Raw genomic sequence first — 18153 nt, forward strand, 5'->3', positions numbered from 1 at the left:
GGAGTATGGTCTTGGTTCAGCGGGTCATCCAGAGGGGCCGCGGAGACCTAGAGAGGCTGTTCTTCGAGGTTGAGCACGCTTTTACGCGACGGGCGGCGAAGGCGGACTGGCTCCGCTGACCGTGGGAAAGCCTTTTTTACAATCGCGGCGTAACCCATTGATTTCCAATTAGCGCGTTTTGGCGCATTTTACAGGCAAGCCGTTGGAACCCGGTCGATAGGGCTAGCTTCCCAAGCTTACTGGCCAACTACCGGATCTCGACGCCATCGATTGGAATGTACCAGCCACAAGCGTTCAGCAATGCTTTTTCTTGCGATCCGGTAAACTTATCGGCTCGAGGAGCGGTGCCCCACACTTCGCAGTGGTACGGATTGCCATCCACCGGATCGTAGCCAATCCGTAGTGCTACTGCTCGAGCGTCTGGCGCTTGGAATTGGATAGCTGCCACATAAATGGGCGTTCTGACAAAGGCAACAGGGTCATTACCCTCTTCCAAAATCGACCTCTCATGATCGACGGACATGCCGCCACCCTGAGGCTTCATCAGCTTAGAAGACAGCCTACGACAATTCCGGTTTTCATCCATCACTACGTGCTGGGCCGGATTGACACGGCGAATTAGGGTATCCCCGGGAAGAATCTCGGCGTGATCATGCGGGATCACATTGCCGTCGTCGTCACGCGGCGGCTGGGACAGCATTAGCAGCTCGCCTTGCCATTTCGTCGATGCTTGCCCTCACGATCTTGAAGTCGACAGTGAGCTCTGCGCGCTGCGCGCCACCATTATCAACAATCAAACAGTCGACCTTGTTGACGCTCAGAATGTCGAGTTCAATATCAAGGCCGTAGGTGTGCCATTCGATCTGCAAAGTACCGTCCGACCCTGGTACCAGGCTGGGGCATGGCGCGCCTGGCACATAGATCGCCTGTAAGAGATTTGCTGCGAAATACGCGATAGTGAAATCGACGGATTTTCCGAAATAGCCGTCCCATCCAGTCGGCAATTTCACCAGTTCGTCGAGTTTGCCCATAACGGCTTCCGACCAAGCATAATCGGGGTTTTGGACGATGAGGCGGTGAACAGCCCACTCACTGTCCCTTCCACGGTTCCAATGCGACGTGGTCGAGTACACTGCGACTGACGAACTCGTCATTGCTTTCGTTGCCATATCTTGTGCGCCTGCTCGGTTGTTATATCGCAGAATCGTTTGATGATTTGTGTACGACCGGCCGCAAGAAAATTCCCAACTGAAGGCCCTTCCGTTTGGCTTGGGGCTCCTCGATAGGTAATTCCAAGTCGGATAGCTCTCTTAACCTCACGGCTACTGTAAAGGCTGACCTCGTAGTGCATCCTAGCGACAGGGTGCTTTCCGTCAGATGAAAAAACCACTTCCGTGAAATTGGCGTTGAGTTGCTCTATATTCAAGCCTGTTGGCCGCACAATGCTCAGCCAGTCGTTAAGCCGAGTGCCGTCGCTCAGAGGAATTACGTTTATGTAGGAAACCTCGGCTTGGTTGATCTCTAGTGGCGATCGCTCGTCATTAAATTTGGTACGAAGGCGGGCGAGAAAACCTTCAAACATGGCCGAAATAGCTTCGTACCGGGGATAGGCACGGTTGCCGCGTCTCCTCCAATTTAGTAGAAATCGGTCGTCTTGGAATTGCAGAAGATGGCTATCGTCCTCGGCGATGAACCAATAGCGTTTACTCGGCTCGGAGTTTGAGAACGAGATTTGGAAGTTTGACATCGTTTCGGCCCCGCCAAAGACCTCAAAGCGGGGATCGAGCCGGGGGACTTCAACGTAGTTTGGGAACTCCGCTTTAAATTCTTCCCGGACCTGCCAAGCGAACAGATCCGTGTACCCTGGGTGGCGTGCAAACTGGACTCCCAACACCACCTCATCGAGCGGCGGACTGCCAAAATCGGGCAGGTCTTTAGGCCTTGTCACGGCTGCGGCCCATACGAAAATAGCAAAACGAAGCACCCCCAATTTGTCCGGACACTGCCTCAGAGTAACTTGCAATACAAGTGGCGCCGCACTCCCAAGGTGTGCAGTATTTATGGCGCAGCCACTTTTTGCCAAGCCTTCGCCCGGCGGAGGTCTGACGAGTAAGCAGCTCGGTTCTTAGAACGAAGCCGGATTCCCTATACGGGTTTTGTACGGAAACTGCCTGCAAGTTGCCGTTCTGTTCTCGCATTTCTCTGCACGTAAGTATGAGGGTAAACAAAACGAGCCTGCCCTAACAGCTGATATTCATTGAGAAATTTGGCGCACCCGACAGGATTCGAACCTGTGACCTCTGCCTTCGGAGGGCAGCGCTCTATCCAGCTGAGCTACGGGTGCTTCCCGGAATCCGGAAAACGAACCAGCCGGTGAACCGGCAAGTCACGGCTTCTTAGCGGAAGCAGGCGCGGGCTTCAACGGGCAATTGGAGATTGGCGGCATCGCATGGTGGGTTGGTCCTCTCACGGGTGCCCGCTTGTTGGATATGGCGCTCCCCCTCTCCGTCTCGGCTTCGCCGAGCCACCTCTCCCCCACCTTGTGGGGGCGAGGAACCCTCTCACTGCCCCGTCTCGCTCTTCACTGCCCGCCTCCGCCTCACCGCCCGCTTCGGCTTCTTCGCCCCTGTCAGTTCGTGCATCGCATCCAGCTGCATCTGTTGCATTTCGGCCAGTCGCGTCCACTGGCGCGAGATGAGGTAGTCGAGCTTTTCGTGCAGATGGCGCACTTCGAGCTCGGCCTTGAGGTTGACGCGGTAGTCGTTGAAGGAGCGCAGGCGGTCCTTGGACTCCTGCCGCCTCTGGCTCATCATGATGATCGGCGCCTGGATGGCGGCGATGCAGGAGAGCAGCAGGTTGAGCAGGATGAAGGGGTAGGGATCGAAGGCGCTCGTCGTGCCCTCGAGCAGGTTGATGCCGATCCACACCAGAAGCACGCTGCCGAAGGAGATCAGGAACCACCAGCTGCCGCCGAAGGCCGCCATGTTGTCGGAGACGCGGTCGGCAAAGGTCCGGTGCTCCTCGAACTCCTCCTCCGAGTTTTCGGAAATCGTGTCTTGCCGGGCGATCGATTCGACCACCTGGCGGTCGAGCTCGGAGAATTCGCCGTGCTCCTGCTGGAGCAGCTCCTCCATGTAGCGCATGCGGTAGCGGCCAAGCTCGGCGCGGCTGATGCGGGCGCCGGTCGGCAGATCCGGGTGATCGGCGTGGATGCGGTCGGCGAGGCTCGGGCGCAGCGTGTCGATGCGCACCAGATCGCGCTTGCGGAATTTGCGGCCCGATATCGCCGATGGTTTTTTCTTCGGCTTGCCGCGCGATGCGCCTGGGGCGGATGGTTCGGAGTCCGGCACGTCAGGTGTTTCGAGGTGCTCGTCCGAACCCGGATCGGCCTCGTGCTCACCGACGATCGGCGCCTCGAAATATTCGCCGCCGCTGTCGTTCTCCGCCGCCTGCTCGGGTGCTTTCGGGACGGTGCTCATGGTGCGGGCTCCTGCTGAGGTGCTGGGCGACGATACGCCTATGCCGCAACATCGCCAGCTTCGCGACGGATTTCGCAGCACTACAAGTCTTTTTGATCGATGCCCAACTTCGTCATCCACGGGCGGAGCGGGAGCGAAGCGGACGCGCAGACCCGAGGATCCATGCGATGACCTGCGAGTGTCGCTTGCGGTGAAGAACTTGCCCGATGTTGGCGGACCCCCCTCTGTCCTACCGGACATCTCCCCCGCAAGGAGGGAGATCAGCAGTTTGCTCCGATGGCGCTTTCTTTTCGGCGTTGAGGATTGGCGAAAGCAGTCATGAAATCCAATCTCCCCCCTTGCGGGGGAGATGTCCGGCAGGACAGAGGGGGGTGCTGTCCCGCCAGCGTCCCGCAAAGTTCTGCACCGCTGCGGCGCTTTGAAGTCGCGGCATGGATCCTCGGGTCTGCGCCGCGTCGCTTCGCTCCTTGCTTCGCCCGTGGATGACGAAGTTGCGCCGATCGCCGAGGCATGCGACGGCAACAAAAACCCGCCTTGCGGCGGGTCACAGTGGATCAATTGGCGCAAATCAGCACCATGGCCAAATCTATAGCACAGTTGCCTTCACCGGGCAATCCGTCAGGGGCAGCCGGGCGCGATGCTTGCTACCGGCAGCTCGCCCTTCGCAGGCTCAGGGCGTTCGTCATTCAAAAAGCCAAGCAATTGGCTTTTTGTCCGCTGCGCGGACCGCTTCTCACTGCTCCGCGAACATCAGCCTCGTCTTGGTGCCGTCCATGGCCGGCGATAAACTGCGCTGGATCAGCGCTTCGACGTGATCGTTGCGCTGGCGGGCGCTGTCGGCGCCCATCACCACGACGATCAGGTTGCGGCCGTCGGCGTTGTAGGAGGTGACGATGTTGAAGCCCGAGGCCCTGATGTAGCCGGTCTTGATGCCGTCGACGCCGCGCACGCGGCCGAGCATGTCGTTGTGGCCGCGCACCAGCCTGCCGCGGAACATGAAATCGCTTTCGGAGAAATAGTGGAACTGCTGGGGAAAGCGCTGATGCAGCGCCATGCCGAGCACCGCCATGTCGCGCGCGGTGGTCATCTGGCTGTCGTCGGGCAGGCCCGATGCGTTGCGGAAGGTGGTGCTGGTCATGCCGATCTGGCGCGCCTTGGATGTCATCATGGCGGCGAACTGATCCTCCGAGCCGCCGAGATATTCGCCGACCGCCACCGCCACGTCATTGGCCGATTTGACGACGATGGCGCGGATCGCCGAATCGACGTCGATGCTCTCGCCGCGCCGGAAGCGCATCTTGGTCGGTGGCTGCGAGGCGGCATGGTCCGATACCGGGATCTGCGTTTCCTTGGTGACGCGGCCGGACTCCAGCGCCTCGAACAGCAGATAGAGCGTCATCATCTTGGTCAGCGAGGCCGGGTAGCGCTGCGCCGTCGAGCTGACCTCGAACAGCTGCTTGCCGGTCCTGGCATCGACGACGATGGCGGCATATTTCTGCGCCGGCGCCGGCACGGCCAGTACGCTGTCGGGCGGCGTCGTGGTGGTGCAGCCGGCCAGCAGCACCAGCAGGGCGAGTGCCGCAAAAACTCTCTGGATGAGCGGAAGGGGACGCAGGTTGGACAAGGGCAAGTCTGTTCGGGTCAAGCTGTTGCTGAGATGAGGCGAAGCTAACGTAACGCGGCTGTTGCGTCCATTTGGTTAATGGCTGACAGGCCCGGGATTGTCGAGGCCTCGCAGGCTTGCCGTCCGCCCCGAAAACGCCCGTTTCCCCATGTCTTTCCTTGCCAAAGCCGCGTTTCCTGTGGGAAGGGGCGTGGTATTCGAGGGCTTGGGGGCTTGGCATGACTGACATCGGAGCCGGGGGCGCAGCGCCCTCGCTTATCAGGGCATCGCTCAGCCGCACCGGCAAATGGGCCGGCAGCGTCGCTTTCATCAGCGGCGCCGTTGGCGACGTGCTCAATCCACTGGCGCCGTTCGCCGCTTATATCGCGCTCGTCGCCTCGGTGGCTGCGGCCATCATCGCAATTGCCATCGTGCTCAGGCTGGTGCTGGCGGCCAAGGCGCTGCCGGCCTTGATCTTCGCCACAAGTGCCGCGGCCGTCGCCGGCGGCGTCTACGGCCTGCAACAGCAGACCAACGCCCAGAACGGGGTGATCGCCAGCCTGGTGCCGGCCATTGCCGAGCTGCAGAAATCGATCGGCATCGTTTCGGCCAAGGTGGCCAAGATCGAGCAGACGGTCACGCAAACGCAGAAGACGGTCGAAGAGGTCAAGCAGTCGGCCGACACAGTGGTGAAGAAGACCGACGAGATCGCTAACGCCCAGCAGCAGCAGACGCAGCAGACGGCGCAGGTGCAAAAGACCACCGAAGAGGTGAAGAAACAGACCGAGACGCTGGCCGCCGGCCAGGCGCAGCAGCAGGCCCGGACCGAGAAGCTGCAGGCGACGACGCAGCAGATCGCCGCATCGATCGACACCATCGCCAAGGGCTTTGCCGCGCTCGCCGCACAGGGCGGGGCGATCGCCGAGCCGAAGCGGCCGGACGAGTTCTACCACAATGCCCGCGTCTACGAGCTGTCCGGCGACATGCTCAACGCGCGGCGCTCCTATCTCGCCTTTGCCGGTTTCGATGTCGATGCCATCGACCCCTATACGCGCTTTGCCACGCTGCTTCGGGTGCAGGACGGCAAGGCCGGCGCGCGCGAAGTGTTCGGCGCGCTTGCCGACAGGGGCAAGGCGCTGTCGGTCAAGCTGGTGCATATCCAGCAGTTCGACGACGCCCAGCGCCTCGACAAGCTCAACGCCTTCATCGCGGCCCATGCGGATTTCGCGCCGGCCTATTTCCTGTTGGCGCAGGAGTTTTCGGAGGACCGCCTCGGCGCCCAGACGCTGGCCGACAAGCGCAACGAGGCCAAGGCGCTGACCAAATTCGTGTCTTACGAAAAGGATGGCGGACTGCTGAAATATTTCGTCGACCAGACGCAGTTGGCCGACTGGCTGGACCGCAGCCGCAGCCGGCTGGCAGCGCTTGGCGATGTGCTCGACCCCGCCCGCTTCGTGCCTTCACTGACGCCGATGCGCTCCAACCAGGGCTGGTCGATGACCATCTCGCTGCCGGAGCCGGCGACCGCCATCTCCTGGCGCATGGGCGACAGCGGCCCGTTCACCGACACCGGTTTTCTGGCCATGAACGACCAGACGACCGGCAAGCCGATGGCCAATCCGAGTTTCGAGCTGCCCGACAGCACCGTGGCCGGGATCATCGCCATCAAATATCTCGATATCAGGGGCCGCGAGACCGGCCCGTTCGACATCCGCTTCGATCCGGAGACAGCCCTTCAGCAAGGCAACAAGCAGATCCTCGACCAGTTCTGGACGTCGTGGATCGCCTTCGATGCCAGCGGCAATCACGGCCTGGTCTATTTCACCCAGATGCTGTCCTACCGCTGCGCCATCAAACAGGTGCACTACAGCCTGAACGGCGCGGCACTCGATAAGGAGATCAAGATGCCGCCTTGCGACAAGAAGGACCCTTACGCCATCCCCTACGACTACCAGCCCTATTTCAAGGTCGCCGACAGCGTGACATCGATGTCGGTGCAGGTCACCTACACCGACGACACCAAGTCGCCGGTGCGGGAATACAAGCGGCAGTAGATCTGCTTACCCTCCCTTGTGGGCCCTCTGGGAGAGTGAGAACTGATGCGAAATGCCGACATCAAGCTTGCGCAACCGGCGCCGAACGGGTTCTGTTTGCGCCTTCAGAATCGGTGAGAGCGCAATGACTGTCAGCACCATCAAGGCCAGAGGCATTTCGGTTTCGCTCGACCTCACGGTCGGCCACATCGCCGACATGGTGGTCGAGGGCGGCGGGCGGCAGCTGAAGCCGCTGCACCGCGCACCCTGGGTCGATGCCAACGAGACGCTGCCGGACAATCTGCCGGAAGGCACGGTTCGGCTGTCCGGCGATTTTCTCTGCGCGCCGTTTTCACGCAGCGATGTCGAGGAGGCGCCGCTGCATGGCTGGCCGGCCAACAGCGCCTGGGATGTCGTCGAAAGTGCCGCGACAGAGGATGGCTGGCGCGCGGTCTACCGGCTGCGGCACAAGGTCATGGGCGCGAGCGTCGACAAGATCCTGACGCTGCGCGACGATCATCCCTTCCTCTACCAGGAGCATGAGTTTTGCGGCGGCCATGGCGCGATCTCGGTCGCGCATCACCCGATGACGGCGATGACGGGCGGCGGCAGGCTTGCCTTTTCGCCAAAGCGGTTTGCCGCGACGCTGGACGATCCGCTGGAGCCCGACCCCGCCCGCGGCCGCTTCATGCTGGCCTATCCGGCACGGTCCGCCGATCTCGGCCATTTTCCCGCCGCCGGCGGCGGTACGCTCGATCTCACGCAATACCGCATGGATGACCGCCGCGAGGATTTCATCACCCTGGTCGAGGCCGATCATGGCGGGCCGGGTTGGACCGCGCTTGCGCGGCAGGCCGAAGCGGACCTGGTGCTGGTGCTGAAGAACCCGGCCGAGCTGCCGATCACCATGCTGTGGCTCAGCAATGGCGGGCGCGACTACGCGCCCTGGAGCGGCCGCCACCTTGGCGTGCTCGGCATCGAGGACGGCCGCGCCGCCGTCGGCCATGCCGCCTCGATCGGCGACAACTGGCTGAAGCGCGAAGGCGTGGCAACCGCGTTTGCGCTGGGCGAAGGCCAAAGCGTTTCCTTTCGCCATGTCATCGGCGCCATGCCGCTCTCCGGCGGCGAGCCGCCGCAGGAGATCGCGACGGCGGATGGCCGCATGCGGCTGGTGGCCGGCGTCTCGTCCTGGGAGGTCCCCTTCGACAGCGATTTCCTGCTCATCGGGCGAACGGCGGCTGCCTGATCGGATTTGCGCAGCCACAGGGTTTGAAATTTCCACGAACTGCCGCCAAGATGTGGCCGAAATCATCATGCGGAACATGGTGGATTTGAAGCTCCTGCCGGAGAGGCTCTCATGTCCGAAATCGCCCATCTCGCCGCCACCATCTTCAAGCGTGCCGGCAAGGCAAACCGCTTCATCGTCGCCATTGCCGGGCCGCCGGGGGCCGGCAAGTCGACGCTGTCGGCACGGCTGCATGAGCTGCTGCCCGAAGGTGCTTCGGAAGTCGTGCCGATGGACGGCTTCCACTATGACGACGCCGTGCTCGACCGGCGCGGCCTGCGCGCGCGCAAGGGCGCTCCGGAAACCTTCGACTTTGCCGGTTTCGAGGCCCTGCTGAAGCGTATCCGGGCCGGCGAACCCGACATTGCCATCCCGGTCTTCGACCGCAACATGGAATTGTCGCGCGCCGCCGCCTCGATCGTCGCCACCGAAACCAAATTCATCCTGGTCGAGGGCAATTACCTGCTGCTCGACGAGGAGCCGTGGTCGCGGCTGGCGCCGTTGTTCGATTTCTCGATCTTCGTCGACGTGCCGCGCAATGAACTCGAGCGCCGCCTGCTGGAGCGCTGGCACGGGCACGGCCGCTCCGACGAGGATGCGCGCGCCTGGATCGCCTCCAACGACATGCCCAATATCGACCGGGTTATTGCTCGCCGCCGGGCCGCCGATCTGGTGATCGGCGATTCCGCTTGATTCTACGGATTGCGCAAGGGGAACCTTAAGACATTCAGGCCGTTATCGCCGACAAGGCAATTTTGCCAAACAGGGATTCCGTCCGATGGCACAGAAGGCAAGAAAGCCCGCGCCCGCCAAGGGCAAGGCGACCCAATCCAAGGCAGGCGCCGGCCCGGCGATCGCCGAGCGCTCGAAGGACGCCAAGCCGGCATTCGGCAAGGCGGCGCCGAAGAAAGTGGTGCCGACAACGGCAAAAACCGCGCCGAAAGCCGCAAAGCCCAAAAAGGCAGCGAGCGCTGATGCCTCGATCTCGGGCAGCGCCATGCGCACGGTCAAGGCCGCGGCCAATGTGGCTGCGGGTGCGGTCGTCATCGCCGCAAGGGGCACCGCATCGTTTGCAGCCTCCGTGGTGGGCAAGGGCGGTTCAAAAGCCAAGGCGAAGGCAAAGTAGCCTTCTCCAAAGTTTGCGTCAGGCCTTGGCGGGTATGGTCAGGCCTTTTTGCACCGCCGGCCGCGCCAGACCGCGCTCCAGCCATGTCCCCACATGGACGAAATCGTCGAAGCCGACGAGTTCGCGCGCTTCGTAGAAGCCGATCAGGTTGCGCACCCAGCCGAGCAGCGAGATGTCGGCGATGGTGTAATCATTGCCCATGATCCACTTGCGGCCTTTCAACCGGCCGTCCAGCACGCCGAGCAGTCGCTTTGATTCATCGCGATAGCGCTCCAGCGGGCGCTTGTCGGCGATCTCGCGGCCGGCGAATTTGTGGAAGAAGCCGACCTGGCCGAACATCGGCCCGACCGAGGCCATCTGGAAGAACACCCACTGGATGGTCTCGTAGCGACGCGCGGCGTCCACAGGCATGAGCAGGCCGGTCTTTTCGGCGAGGTAGAGCAGGATGGCGCCGGATTCGAACAGGCCGATCGGCTTGCCGTCGGGACCGTTCGGATCGATGATCGCCGGTATCTTGCCGTTGGGATTGAGCGACAGGAATTCCGGCGTCCAGCTTTCATTCTTGCTGATGTTGACCAGATGCGGCTCGTAGGGCAGGCCGAGCTCCTCCAGGGCGATCGATATCTTCACGCCATTCGGCGTTGTGGCCGAATAAAGCTGTATCTGGTCCAGATGCCTGGCCGGCCAGCGTGTTGCAATCGGAAAGGCGGACAGGTCAGCCATGGAAAACTCCTGAATGGGGATTGGCGCCGAGCGGCGCTGTTTGGCGGGTCCATCAAGGATTAGGCGCGCGGCCGATCCTGATCAATATGGCGGCGGCAGTTTCGCCATGCACGGACAGTCAACAGAACGGATGGCGCGGGACGCTCGGGATCGCCCGGGGCAGGTGTAACGCCCGGGCAGGTGTGACCGCCCGGGGCATATCAGGGATCAGACGGCCTTGAAGGCCAGCACCGCATTGGTGCCGCCGAACGCGAAGCCGTTGCTGATCGCGGCGCGCACCTTGCGCTCGCGCGCCACATTCGGCGTGACGTCGAGGTCGCAATCGGGATCGGCCTCGCGAAAATTGGCCGTCGGCGGCACGATGCCTTCGCGGATCGCCATCACGCAGGCGATCATCTCCAGCGCGCCCGATGCGCCGAGGCAATGGGCGTGCATCGACTTGGTCGACGACACGGAAAGCTTGTAGGCATGGTCGCCGAAGACGCGCTTGATCGCCGCCGTCTCGATCTGGTCGTTGGCCTTGGTGCCGGTGCCGTGGGCATTGAGATAGTCGACATCCTCGGGATTGAACCCGGCGTCGGCCAGGCAGGCGCGCATGGCGGCCGTTGGTCCGTCGATGGTCGGTGCGACAATGTCGGACGCGTCGGCGGAGAGGCCGGCGCCGGCAATTTCGGCAAGGATGGTGGCGCCCCGCGCCATGGCGTGCTCGTAGGTTTCCAACACCGCCATGCCGGCGCCCTCGCCGAGCGACAGGCCCTGGCGATCGGCCGAGAATGGCCGGCAGGTGTCGGGCGCCAGCACGCGCAATGCTTCCCAGCCCTTCAGGATACCCCAGACCAGCGGCGCATCGGTGCCGCCGGCAACCATCACGTCGGCGCGGCCGAGCCTGATCTGGTCGACGGCCGAGGCAATGGCGTGGTTGGACGACGAACAGGCCGAGGTGACGCCGAAGACCGGGCCGCGCAGACCGAGATTCATGCTGACATGGCCGGAGGCCGCACTTGGCATCACCTTTGGTACGGTGAAGATGCCGGCGCGATTCTTGCCCTCGATCAGGATAGCCCGATAGCTCTCTTCGATCGCCTCCCAGCCGCAGACGCCGACACCGACAATGGTGCCCATCCGATAGGTGGTGGCCTCGTTCGAAACCAGGCCGGACTGCTGCATGGCTTCCCTGGCCGCGATCGTTGCCAGCAGGCTGAAGCGGTCCATAGACACGGTCTGCTTGCGGTCGATGCCGTGATCGGGAAGCGTCTTGATTTCGCAGCCGACCTTGACCTTCAAATCATGCAGCTGCGGACTTGTGATCTGGCCGATGGCCGAGCGGCCGGCGCGCATCTCGTTCCAGATCGCAGGCGCGCTGGTGCCGAGCCCGCAAATACCGCCCATGCCGGTGATGACGACGCGCTGCTGCATTCAGGTCAGGCTTTTTTCGCGATCAGCGCGCGGACAGCTTCGACCATATCGCCGACATTCTTCAGATTGCTCCAGGCGTCGACCGTGTTCATCTCGATCTCGATGCCATACTCTTCCTCAAGATCGAAGATGATCTCCGTCAGCTCGAGCGAATGAATACCAAGCGAGGTCAATTCGGTGGTGGTGGTGATTTCTTCGCCGCCCGGCTCGGCATGAGCCTTGATCTTCGCGATGATATCCGTTGCCAGCTGGTCGGCCATTCGGTTCCTTCCCCACTATGTCGCGTTTCCCGACGCCAACTGAGCAGCGCCCCTTTTTCTCCTGGTATCAAGCCGCCGTCGTCGTTTTATACCCCCGCCAAGCGCTGCATGACCGTACCAAGGTGGTTCCCTCTATAGAAACCGAAACGTTGTCAAGCAACAAGCTATATCGAACTCTATATCGACAAAGCCGCCGGAGTGCTTAACGTGCCGGCATGGATACGGTTGAACATGGCGGGATTTCGACGCAGCGCGTTGCGGGCGTGGCGCGGCTTTCCTGCGCCCTCAGTGAGGGTCGCACGCGCCTGCGGCGCCTCTATCAGGACGGCGCCGCCAAGATCAGGATGCCGGCCGTCTCGGCCGATCCGCTCGAAGCGGTGCTGATCAACACCGCCGGCGGGATGACCGGCGGCGACCGTATCGCCTGGGACTTGGATGTCGGCGCCGCTGCCTCAGTGTCGATCACGACCCAGGCCTGCGAGAAGATCTATCGCGCGGCATCCGACCGTGCCGAAGTGCGGGTCAATCTGTCGGTCGGTGAAAACGGCCGCATTGCCTGGCTGCCGCAGGAAACCATCGTCTTCGACCGGGCGGCCTTTGCCCGCAAGCTCGACGTCGAGCTTGCCGTCGACGCCGAGGCGCTGGTGCTGGAAGCCGCCGTCTTCGGCCGCCTGGCGATGGGCGAACGCGCCACGCAGGGGCATTTCCACGACCGCTGGCGTGTCCGCCAGGATGGCTCCCTCATTCATGCCGAGGATTTCCGCATCGGACCCGATATCGCCGCCACGCTCGACCGCCCGGCGATTGCCGGCGGCGCGATCGCGGTAGCGACGTTGCTTTTGGTGTCGCCGCGGGCCGAAGCCCTGCTCGATCCCGTTCTGGAGATCGTCGGCGACCACGGCAGCGCAAGCGTCTGGAGCGTGAAGAAATCTGGCAAGCTTCTTGCGAGGCTCTACGCCGGGGATGGCTACCGGCTGCGCCAGCGGCTGGTTCCACTCGTCGAATTGCTCAACGGAAGGGCGGGGTTGCCCAAATTATGGTCACTGTAGGCCTGTCTCTACCAGCCTGGGAAAGCGCATGAACCTGACGCCGAGGGAAAAGGACAAGCTGCTGATCGCCATGGCGGCGATCGTGGCACGCAAGCGGCTAGAACGCGGCGTCAAGCTCAACCATCCGGAGGCGATCGCGCTGATCACCGACTTCGTCGTCGAGGGTGCCCGCGACGGCCGCCCGGTTGCCGAACTGATGGAGGCCGGCGCCCATGTCGTCACCCGCGCGCAAGTCATGGAAGGCATCGCCGAGATGATCCACGACGTTCAGGTTGAGGCGACGTTCCCGGACGGCACCAAGCTGGTGACCGTGCACGAACCGATCCGCTGAGGAGAGAAGAATGCTTGAGCTGCGCCCCAACTGCGAATGCTGCGACAAGGACCTGCCGCCGGAGGCGACCGATGCGTTGATCTGCACCTTCGAGTGCACCTTCTGCGCCGGCTGCGTGGAACAGGTGTTGGGCGGCGTCTGCCCCAATTGCGGCGGTGGTTTTTCAACGCGGCCGATTCGCCCGGCGGCGATGCTGAAGAAATATCCCGCCTCGACCAAACGCGTTCTCAAGGCCGAAGGCTGCGGCCCCCGCAAGGCTGCGTGAACCTTAACCAGAAGGCATTTCGATGATCCCCGCTCCGATGAAACGCGCTTCACTTTCGGCAATTCTACTTCTGGCCGCTTCGATGCCGGCCTATGCCCATGTCGGCATCGGCACGACCTCCTCCTTCACGGCCGGCTTCATGCACCCGCTCTCCGGCCTCGATCATATGACGGTGATGATCGCGGTTGGACTGTGGGCAGCGCTCAAGGGCGGCAAGGCGGTTCTTGCCTGGCCGGCGGCCTTTGTCGGCGTCATGCTGGTTGGTGGCGCGCTCGGCATGCTGCATATGCCACTGCCCTTCGTCGAACCGGGCATTCTCGCCTCGGTCGTGGCGCTCGGGCTGCTGGTGGCGCTGGCGGTCGATCTGCCGGTCTCGGCCGGCGTCGCCATCATCGGCCTGTTCGCGCTGTTCCACGGCCACGCCCATGGCACCGAGGTGCCAGAGAATGCAGGCGGGCTTGAATACATGGCCGGCTTTGCCGTCGCCACCGCGGCTCTCCATGCCACAGGCATCGCCGCCGGGCTCGGTCTCGGCATCCGGTTGCGTGGCCTGACCCGCGCCGCGGGTGCGGCCTGCGCTGCGGTTGGTCTCGGTCTCGTCTTCGGCGTTCTGTGAGGTGACGATGATCCCCGGTGAAATCATCACGGTGAGCGGCGACATCGAGCTGAACAAGGGTCTGCCGACCGTCACGCTGAAAGTCGCCAACAGCGGCGACCGGCCGATTCAGGTCGGCAGCCACTACCATTTTTTCGAGACCAATGAGGGGCTGAAGTTCGACCGCGAGCGTGCCAGAGGCATGCGCCTCGACATCGCCGCCGGCACGGCCATGCGCTTCGAGCCGGGACAGGAGCGCGACGTCACGCTGGTGCCGCTTGGCGGCAAGCGCGAGGTCTACGGATTTCAGCAGAAGGTGATGGGTAAGCTGTGAGATCTCCCAGCGCGCTCAGCTCAGTTCGACGGCTTGGCCGCAGCGTAGATGACGATCTTTCCGGGATCGCCGAATTCGACGGCGAGAACATCCTGCGCAAGCACGCGCTGCGATTCGATGGCGTTGAACAGCAGCGCGTTGGCCTCGATCTCCTTGCGCAGCTCCGCGATGTCGTCCTGATGCTGTCTGACCTTGCTCTCGATCGCTGGCGGCGGGCCGCCTTCGCTGCGCGCGGCATCGGTGAGGAACACGATGTCGACCTTGTCGAGCTTGGACGTCTTGCGCACGGTACCGATGTTTTCACGCGTCCGGTCGATTGCCGTGTTGACGTTTCCGGCTTCGGCGGTGGCGTTGGCCTCTTCCTGCTTGACCTGCGAGCCGACGATGCGGTTGACGGTCTCCGTGCTTTCGAGCCCTTGCGCGTTCAGTTGCGCAGCAGGACCAACCGCCGCCAGGAACACCATGGCAGCGACTGCCTGCAACAGTCTTTTGGCAAAAAGGGGAATGGTCGCCATAGCTCGCTCCTGAGAGAAGTCGTTTCGGGGCGCGGTTTAGCGCGAAAGAAACAAAACGATTCCCATCCGGCGAAGGTTCCTTTCCCGATGCGGCCGGCGGGCCGGATACTGGCCCGCCGCGCCGCTTTGTCAGCTCGCCTTCTTGGTGATCAGGGTCAGTGCGCCATTGGGTTCCATGCTGGCAGCGACGACTTGCGCCGAACTGAGCCCCTTGGCCTCCAGCGCCGACTTCACCTTGGGCGTGGCGTCGATCGAGCTGCGCAGTTTCTTCAAGCCGTCATCACCACGCTGGGCAATCACCTGGTTGACCTGCGTCTGGGTGTCCTTTGGCAGCTCGGTGATGTCGACGATGCTGACGCTCTGGATCGTCGGCACGGCCGGCTGAGCGCCGGGGGCGGGCTTGGTCGCCCCGGGGGCAGGCGCGGTCGGCGCCGGAGCGGGCTGTTGCGCGGGTTGCTGCTGGGCACTGGCGGCGCCCGCCAGTATGAGCGTGGCAGCGGCGGCAAGAACTATCGTTTTGCGCATGGATTTTCCTTTCCATCGATTGGCAAACGGTCGGTTTGGGGTGACCCCGCAAGCTCAACCGCCAAATGGGAACACAAGGTGTCGCCCAGCGGGTCATTCCGTGACCATTGGATGGCGGCAATGTGCAGCCGGGCTTCAATTACACCGCATTTCGGCAAAACGCATTTCGGGAGCAATCGCTGATGGCCAGAATTACCCGTGCCGCCTACGCGCAGATGTATGGCCCGACGGTCGGCGACAGAGTGCGGCTGGCCGACACCGAGCTGTTCATCGAGGTCGAGAAGGATCTCACCATCCACGGCGAGGAGGTGAAGTTCGGCGGCGGCAAGGTGATCCGCGACGGCATGGGCCAGAGCCAGGTTTCCCGGGCGCAAGGCGCCGTCGACACCGTCATCACCAACGCGCTGGTGGTCGACGCCAGCGCCGGCATCTTCAAGGCCGATATCGGTCTGCGAGATGGGCGCATCGCTGCGATCGGCAAGGCCGGCAATCCTGACACTCAAGATGGCGTCACCATCATCATCGGTCCCGGCACCGAGATCATCGCCGGCGAAGGCAAGATTCTGACATCAGGCGGCTTCGACGCCCACATCCATTTCATCTGCCCGCAGCAGATCGAGGAAGCGCTGATGAGCGGCATCACCACCATGCTCGGCGGCGGCACCGGCCCGGCGCATGGCACATTGGCGACGACCTGCACGCCGGGGCCATGGCATATGGCCCGCATGATCCAGTCTTTCGACGCCTTTCCGATGAACATCGGCCTGTCGGGCAAGGGCAATGCCTCCTTGCCCGCAGCACTCGAGGAAATGGTGCTTGGCGGCGCCTGTTCGCTGAAGCTGCACGAGGACTGGGGCACCACGCCGGCGGCGATAGACTGCTGCCTGTCGGTCGCCGACGACTATGACGTGCAGGTGATGATCCACACCGACACACTGAACGAATCCGGTTTTGTCGAAAACACCGTCGCGGCCATCAAGGGTCGCACCATCCATGCCTTCCACACCGAGGGCGCCGGCGGCGGCCATGCGCCCGACATCATCAAGGTCTGCGGCCTGCCCAACGTCATCCCGTCCTCGACCAATCCGACGCGGCCCTATACGGTCAACACGCTGGCCGAGCATCTCGACATGCTGATGGTCTGCCATCATCTGTCGCCGTCTATCCCCGAAGACATCGCCTTTGCCGAAAGCCGCATCCGCAAGGAGACCATCGCGGCGGAAGACATCCTGCATGACATCGGCGCCTTCTCGATTATCTCGTCGGACAGCCAGGCCATGGGCCGTGTCGGCGAAGTTGCGATCCGCACCTGGCAGACCGCCGACAAGATGAAACGCCAGCGCGGCTCGCTGCCGCAGGAAACCGGCAACAACGACAATTTCCGCGTCCGCCGCTACATCGCCAAATACACGATCAATCCGGCCATCGCGCATGGGCTGTCGAAGGACATCGGCTCGATCGCGGTCGGCAAACGCGCCGACCTGGTGCTGTGGAATCCGGCCTTCTTCGGCGTCAAGCCGGACATGGTCCTGATCGGCGGCATGATCGCCGCCGCCCCGATGGGCGACCCAAACGCCTCGATCCCGACGCCGCAGCCAATGCATTACCGGCCGATGTTCGGCGCCTATGGCAAGGCCAGGACCAACTCGTCGGTAACGTTCGTCTCCAAGGCCGCGCTCGAATCCGGCCTGCACGGCAGGCTTGGCGTCGACAAGCAGTTCGTCGCCGTCGAAAACACCCGCGGCGGCATCGGCAAGCATTCGATGGTGTTGAACGACGCCACGCCGCATGTCGAGGTCGACCCGGAAACCTACGAGGTGCGCGCCGACGGCGAGTTGCTGACCTGCGAGCCGGCGACGGTGCTGCCGATGGCGCAAAGGTATTTCCTGTTCTGAAGTGGCGATTCAACCGAGTGAGCAATATCCGTTGCAGCCCTTGGCGGGACACAGCAATATGCGGCCAACCAACAGCTGCATTGTGATCAAGCATGGCCACCGAAATCGCTTCCGCCCACGACATCTTTCCGCACATCCGCATCGTCATGGGCATGGTGATCGGGCTTGGTGTCGCCCGCCTGCTGTCGGGGGTGGCGCGCATCGTCCAGCATCCCGGCCAGTACAAGCTCTATACCGTGCATCTGGCCTGGGTCGTCTCGGTGCTCCTAATGCTGGTGCATTTCTGGTGGTGGGAGTTCGGCCTCTACGCCATCGAGACCTGGACCTTCGGCAAATACCTGTTCATCATCTTCTATGCGATCACACTGTTCCTGCTCTGCGCGCTGCTGTTTCCCGATTCGATGCTGGACTACACCAGCTACGAGGATTTCTTCTATTCGCGCCGGGCCTGGTTCTTCGGCCTGCTGGCGGCGACCTATCTGCTCGACGTGGTCGACACGCTGCTGAAAGGACCCGAGCATTTCGCCCGCTTCGGCAACGAATATCTGTTCCGCACGCCGGTGTTCGTCGCGCTCTGCATCGTCGCGATCCTGGTGCGCGACCGCCGCTTCCACATCGCTTTTGTCACGGCGGCGCTCATCTATCAGATATCGTTCATCCTGCGGCTCTTCGACACCATCGTCTGAGGGGACGCGATGGTCTAGCTTGTTCGGGAAAGG

The 18153-nt window shown here is 62.6% G+C and carries 21 protein-coding genes and 1 tRNA gene; 11 read left to right on the forward strand and 11 right to left on the reverse strand.

Annotated features, from left to right (window positions below):
* Positions 1-247: 247 nt before the first annotated feature.
* The 6 genes from ACZ89F_RS30780 to ACZ89F_RS30805 form a co-directional block, all read right to left on the reverse strand.
* Positions 248-700, reverse strand: coding sequence for a hypothetical protein (locus ACZ89F_RS30780; RefSeq protein WP_476095944.1), 453 nt, complete (start codon positions 698-700; stop codon positions 248-250).
* On the reverse strand, positions 678-1031 hold the full coding sequence (locus tag ACZ89F_RS30785) for a hypothetical protein (RefSeq protein WP_476095945.1): 354 nt from the start codon (positions 1029-1031) through the stop codon (positions 678-680). The genes ACZ89F_RS30780 and ACZ89F_RS30785 overlap by 23 nt, the downstream gene beginning before the upstream one ends.
* Positions 1032-1150: 119 nt before the next feature.
* Positions 1151-1984: a TIGR04255 family protein gene (locus ACZ89F_RS30790; RefSeq protein WP_476095946.1), complete on the reverse strand. Its 834-nt coding sequence runs from the start codon at positions 1982-1984 to the stop codon at positions 1151-1153.
* 283 nt (positions 1985-2267) lie between these two features.
* Positions 2268-2344: transfer RNA gene (locus ACZ89F_RS30795), tRNA-Arg, on the reverse strand.
* A gap of 217 nt (positions 2345-2561) precedes the next feature.
* Positions 2562-3479 (reverse strand): DUF1003 domain-containing protein, encoded by a 918-nt coding sequence (locus tag ACZ89F_RS30800; protein ID WP_476095947.1) that lies wholly within the window; start codon positions 3477-3479, stop codon positions 2562-2564.
* Positions 3480-4212: 733 nt separating this feature from the next.
* Positions 4213-5103 carry a D-alanyl-D-alanine carboxypeptidase family protein gene (locus ACZ89F_RS30805; RefSeq protein ID WP_476095948.1) on the reverse strand — a complete coding sequence of 297 codons (891 nt, stop codon included), beginning with the start codon at positions 5101-5103 and terminating at the stop codon, positions 4213-4215.
* Positions 5104-5321: 218 nt separating this feature from the next.
* Between ACZ89F_RS30805 and ACZ89F_RS30810 the strand changes: the two genes are divergently transcribed.
* The 4 genes from ACZ89F_RS30810 to ACZ89F_RS30825 all read left to right on the forward strand — a co-directional run bounded on the left by ACZ89F_RS30810 (position 5322) and on the right by ACZ89F_RS30825 (position 9526).
* Positions 5322-7136: a methyl-accepting chemotaxis protein gene (locus tag ACZ89F_RS30810; protein WP_476095949.1), complete on the forward strand. Its 1815-nt coding sequence runs from the start codon at positions 5322-5324 to the stop codon at positions 7134-7136.
* A gap of 124 nt (positions 7137-7260) precedes the next feature.
* Positions 7261-8361, forward strand: coding sequence for a hypothetical protein (locus tag ACZ89F_RS30815; RefSeq protein WP_476095950.1), 1101 nt, complete (start codon positions 7261-7263; stop codon positions 8359-8361).
* 111 nt (positions 8362-8472) lie between these two features.
* Complete coding sequence (locus tag ACZ89F_RS30820) at positions 8473-9093, forward strand: nucleoside triphosphate hydrolase (protein WP_476095951.1); 621 nt, start codon at positions 8473-8475, stop codon at positions 9091-9093.
* Between the two features lie 85 nt (positions 9094-9178).
* Positions 9179-9526, forward strand: a complete 348-nt coding sequence (locus ACZ89F_RS30825) for a hypothetical protein (protein ID WP_476095952.1) — start codon at positions 9179-9181, stop codon at positions 9524-9526.
* Positions 9527-9544: 18 nt separating this feature from the next.
* Here ACZ89F_RS30825 and ACZ89F_RS30830 read toward each other — a convergent pair whose 3' ends face one another.
* The 3 genes from ACZ89F_RS30830 to ACZ89F_RS30840 form a co-directional block, all read right to left on the reverse strand.
* Positions 9545-10249 (reverse strand): glutathione S-transferase family protein, encoded by a 705-nt coding sequence (locus ACZ89F_RS30830; protein ID WP_476095953.1) that lies wholly within the window; start codon positions 10247-10249, stop codon positions 9545-9547.
* A gap of 207 nt (positions 10250-10456) precedes the next feature.
* Entirely contained in the window at positions 10457-11665 is a 1209-nt protein-coding gene (locus ACZ89F_RS30835; RefSeq protein ID WP_476095954.1) for a beta-ketoacyl-[acyl-carrier-protein] synthase family protein, read from the reverse strand.
* A 5-nt stretch (positions 11666-11670) separates the two neighbouring features.
* A complete protein-coding gene (locus ACZ89F_RS30840) occupies positions 11671-11925 on the reverse strand; it encodes an acyl carrier protein (RefSeq protein ID WP_013528393.1) in 255 nt (84 codons plus the stop codon).
* A gap of 215 nt (positions 11926-12140) precedes the next feature.
* On the opposite strand from ACZ89F_RS30840, the gene ACZ89F_RS30845 reads away from it, so the two are divergent.
* The 5 genes from ACZ89F_RS30845 to ACZ89F_RS30865 are packed head-to-tail and all read left to right on the forward strand — an operon-like array spanning position 12141 to position 14499.
* Entirely contained in the window at positions 12141-12974 is an 834-nt protein-coding gene (locus ACZ89F_RS30845; RefSeq protein WP_476095955.1) for an urease accessory protein UreD, read from the forward strand.
* Positions 12975-13002: 28 nt separating this feature from the next.
* Positions 13003-13305 (forward strand): urease subunit gamma, encoded by a 303-nt coding sequence (locus tag ACZ89F_RS30850; protein ID WP_023693076.1) that lies wholly within the window; start codon positions 13003-13005, stop codon positions 13303-13305.
* A gap of 10 nt (positions 13306-13315) precedes the next feature.
* Entirely contained in the window at positions 13316-13570 is a 255-nt protein-coding gene (locus tag ACZ89F_RS30855; RefSeq protein WP_476095956.1) for a DUF1272 domain-containing protein, read from the forward strand.
* 22 nt (positions 13571-13592) lie between these two features.
* Positions 13593-14186: a HupE/UreJ family protein gene (locus ACZ89F_RS30860; protein ID WP_476095957.1), complete on the forward strand. Its 594-nt coding sequence runs from the start codon at positions 13593-13595 to the stop codon at positions 14184-14186.
* Positions 14187-14193: 7 nt separating this feature from the next.
* Positions 14194-14499, forward strand: a complete 306-nt coding sequence (locus ACZ89F_RS30865; RefSeq protein WP_476095958.1) for an urease subunit beta — start codon at positions 14194-14196, stop codon at positions 14497-14499.
* 20 nt (positions 14500-14519) lie between these two features.
* On the opposite strand, the gene ACZ89F_RS30870 is transcribed toward ACZ89F_RS30865, so the two are convergent.
* Both ACZ89F_RS30870 and ACZ89F_RS30875 read right to left on the reverse strand, forming a co-directional pair.
* Complete coding sequence (locus tag ACZ89F_RS30870) at positions 14520-15014, reverse strand: hypothetical protein (RefSeq protein WP_476095959.1); 495 nt, start codon at positions 15012-15014, stop codon at positions 14520-14522.
* Between the two features lie 129 nt (positions 15015-15143).
* Positions 15144-15539 carry a hypothetical protein gene (locus ACZ89F_RS30875; RefSeq protein ID WP_476095960.1) on the reverse strand — a complete coding sequence of 132 codons (396 nt, stop codon included), beginning with the start codon at positions 15537-15539 and terminating at the stop codon, positions 15144-15146.
* Between the two features lie 182 nt (positions 15540-15721).
* Here ACZ89F_RS30875 and ureC point away from each other — a divergent pair, with 182 nt between their 5' ends.
* Positions 15722-17434: an urease subunit alpha gene (gene ureC, locus ACZ89F_RS30880; RefSeq protein WP_013528401.1), complete on the forward strand. Its 1713-nt coding sequence runs from the start codon at positions 15722-15724 to the stop codon at positions 17432-17434.
* Positions 17435-17526: 92 nt separating this feature from the next.
* The gene (locus ACZ89F_RS30885; RefSeq protein ID WP_476095961.1) at positions 17527-18120 is read left to right on the forward strand and encodes a hypothetical protein; all 594 of its coding nucleotides are present in this window, start codon (positions 17527-17529) and stop codon (positions 18118-18120) included.
* Positions 18121-18153: the final 33 nt, after the last annotated feature.

This window comes from Mesorhizobium sp. USDA 3734, from assembly GCF_056279665.1.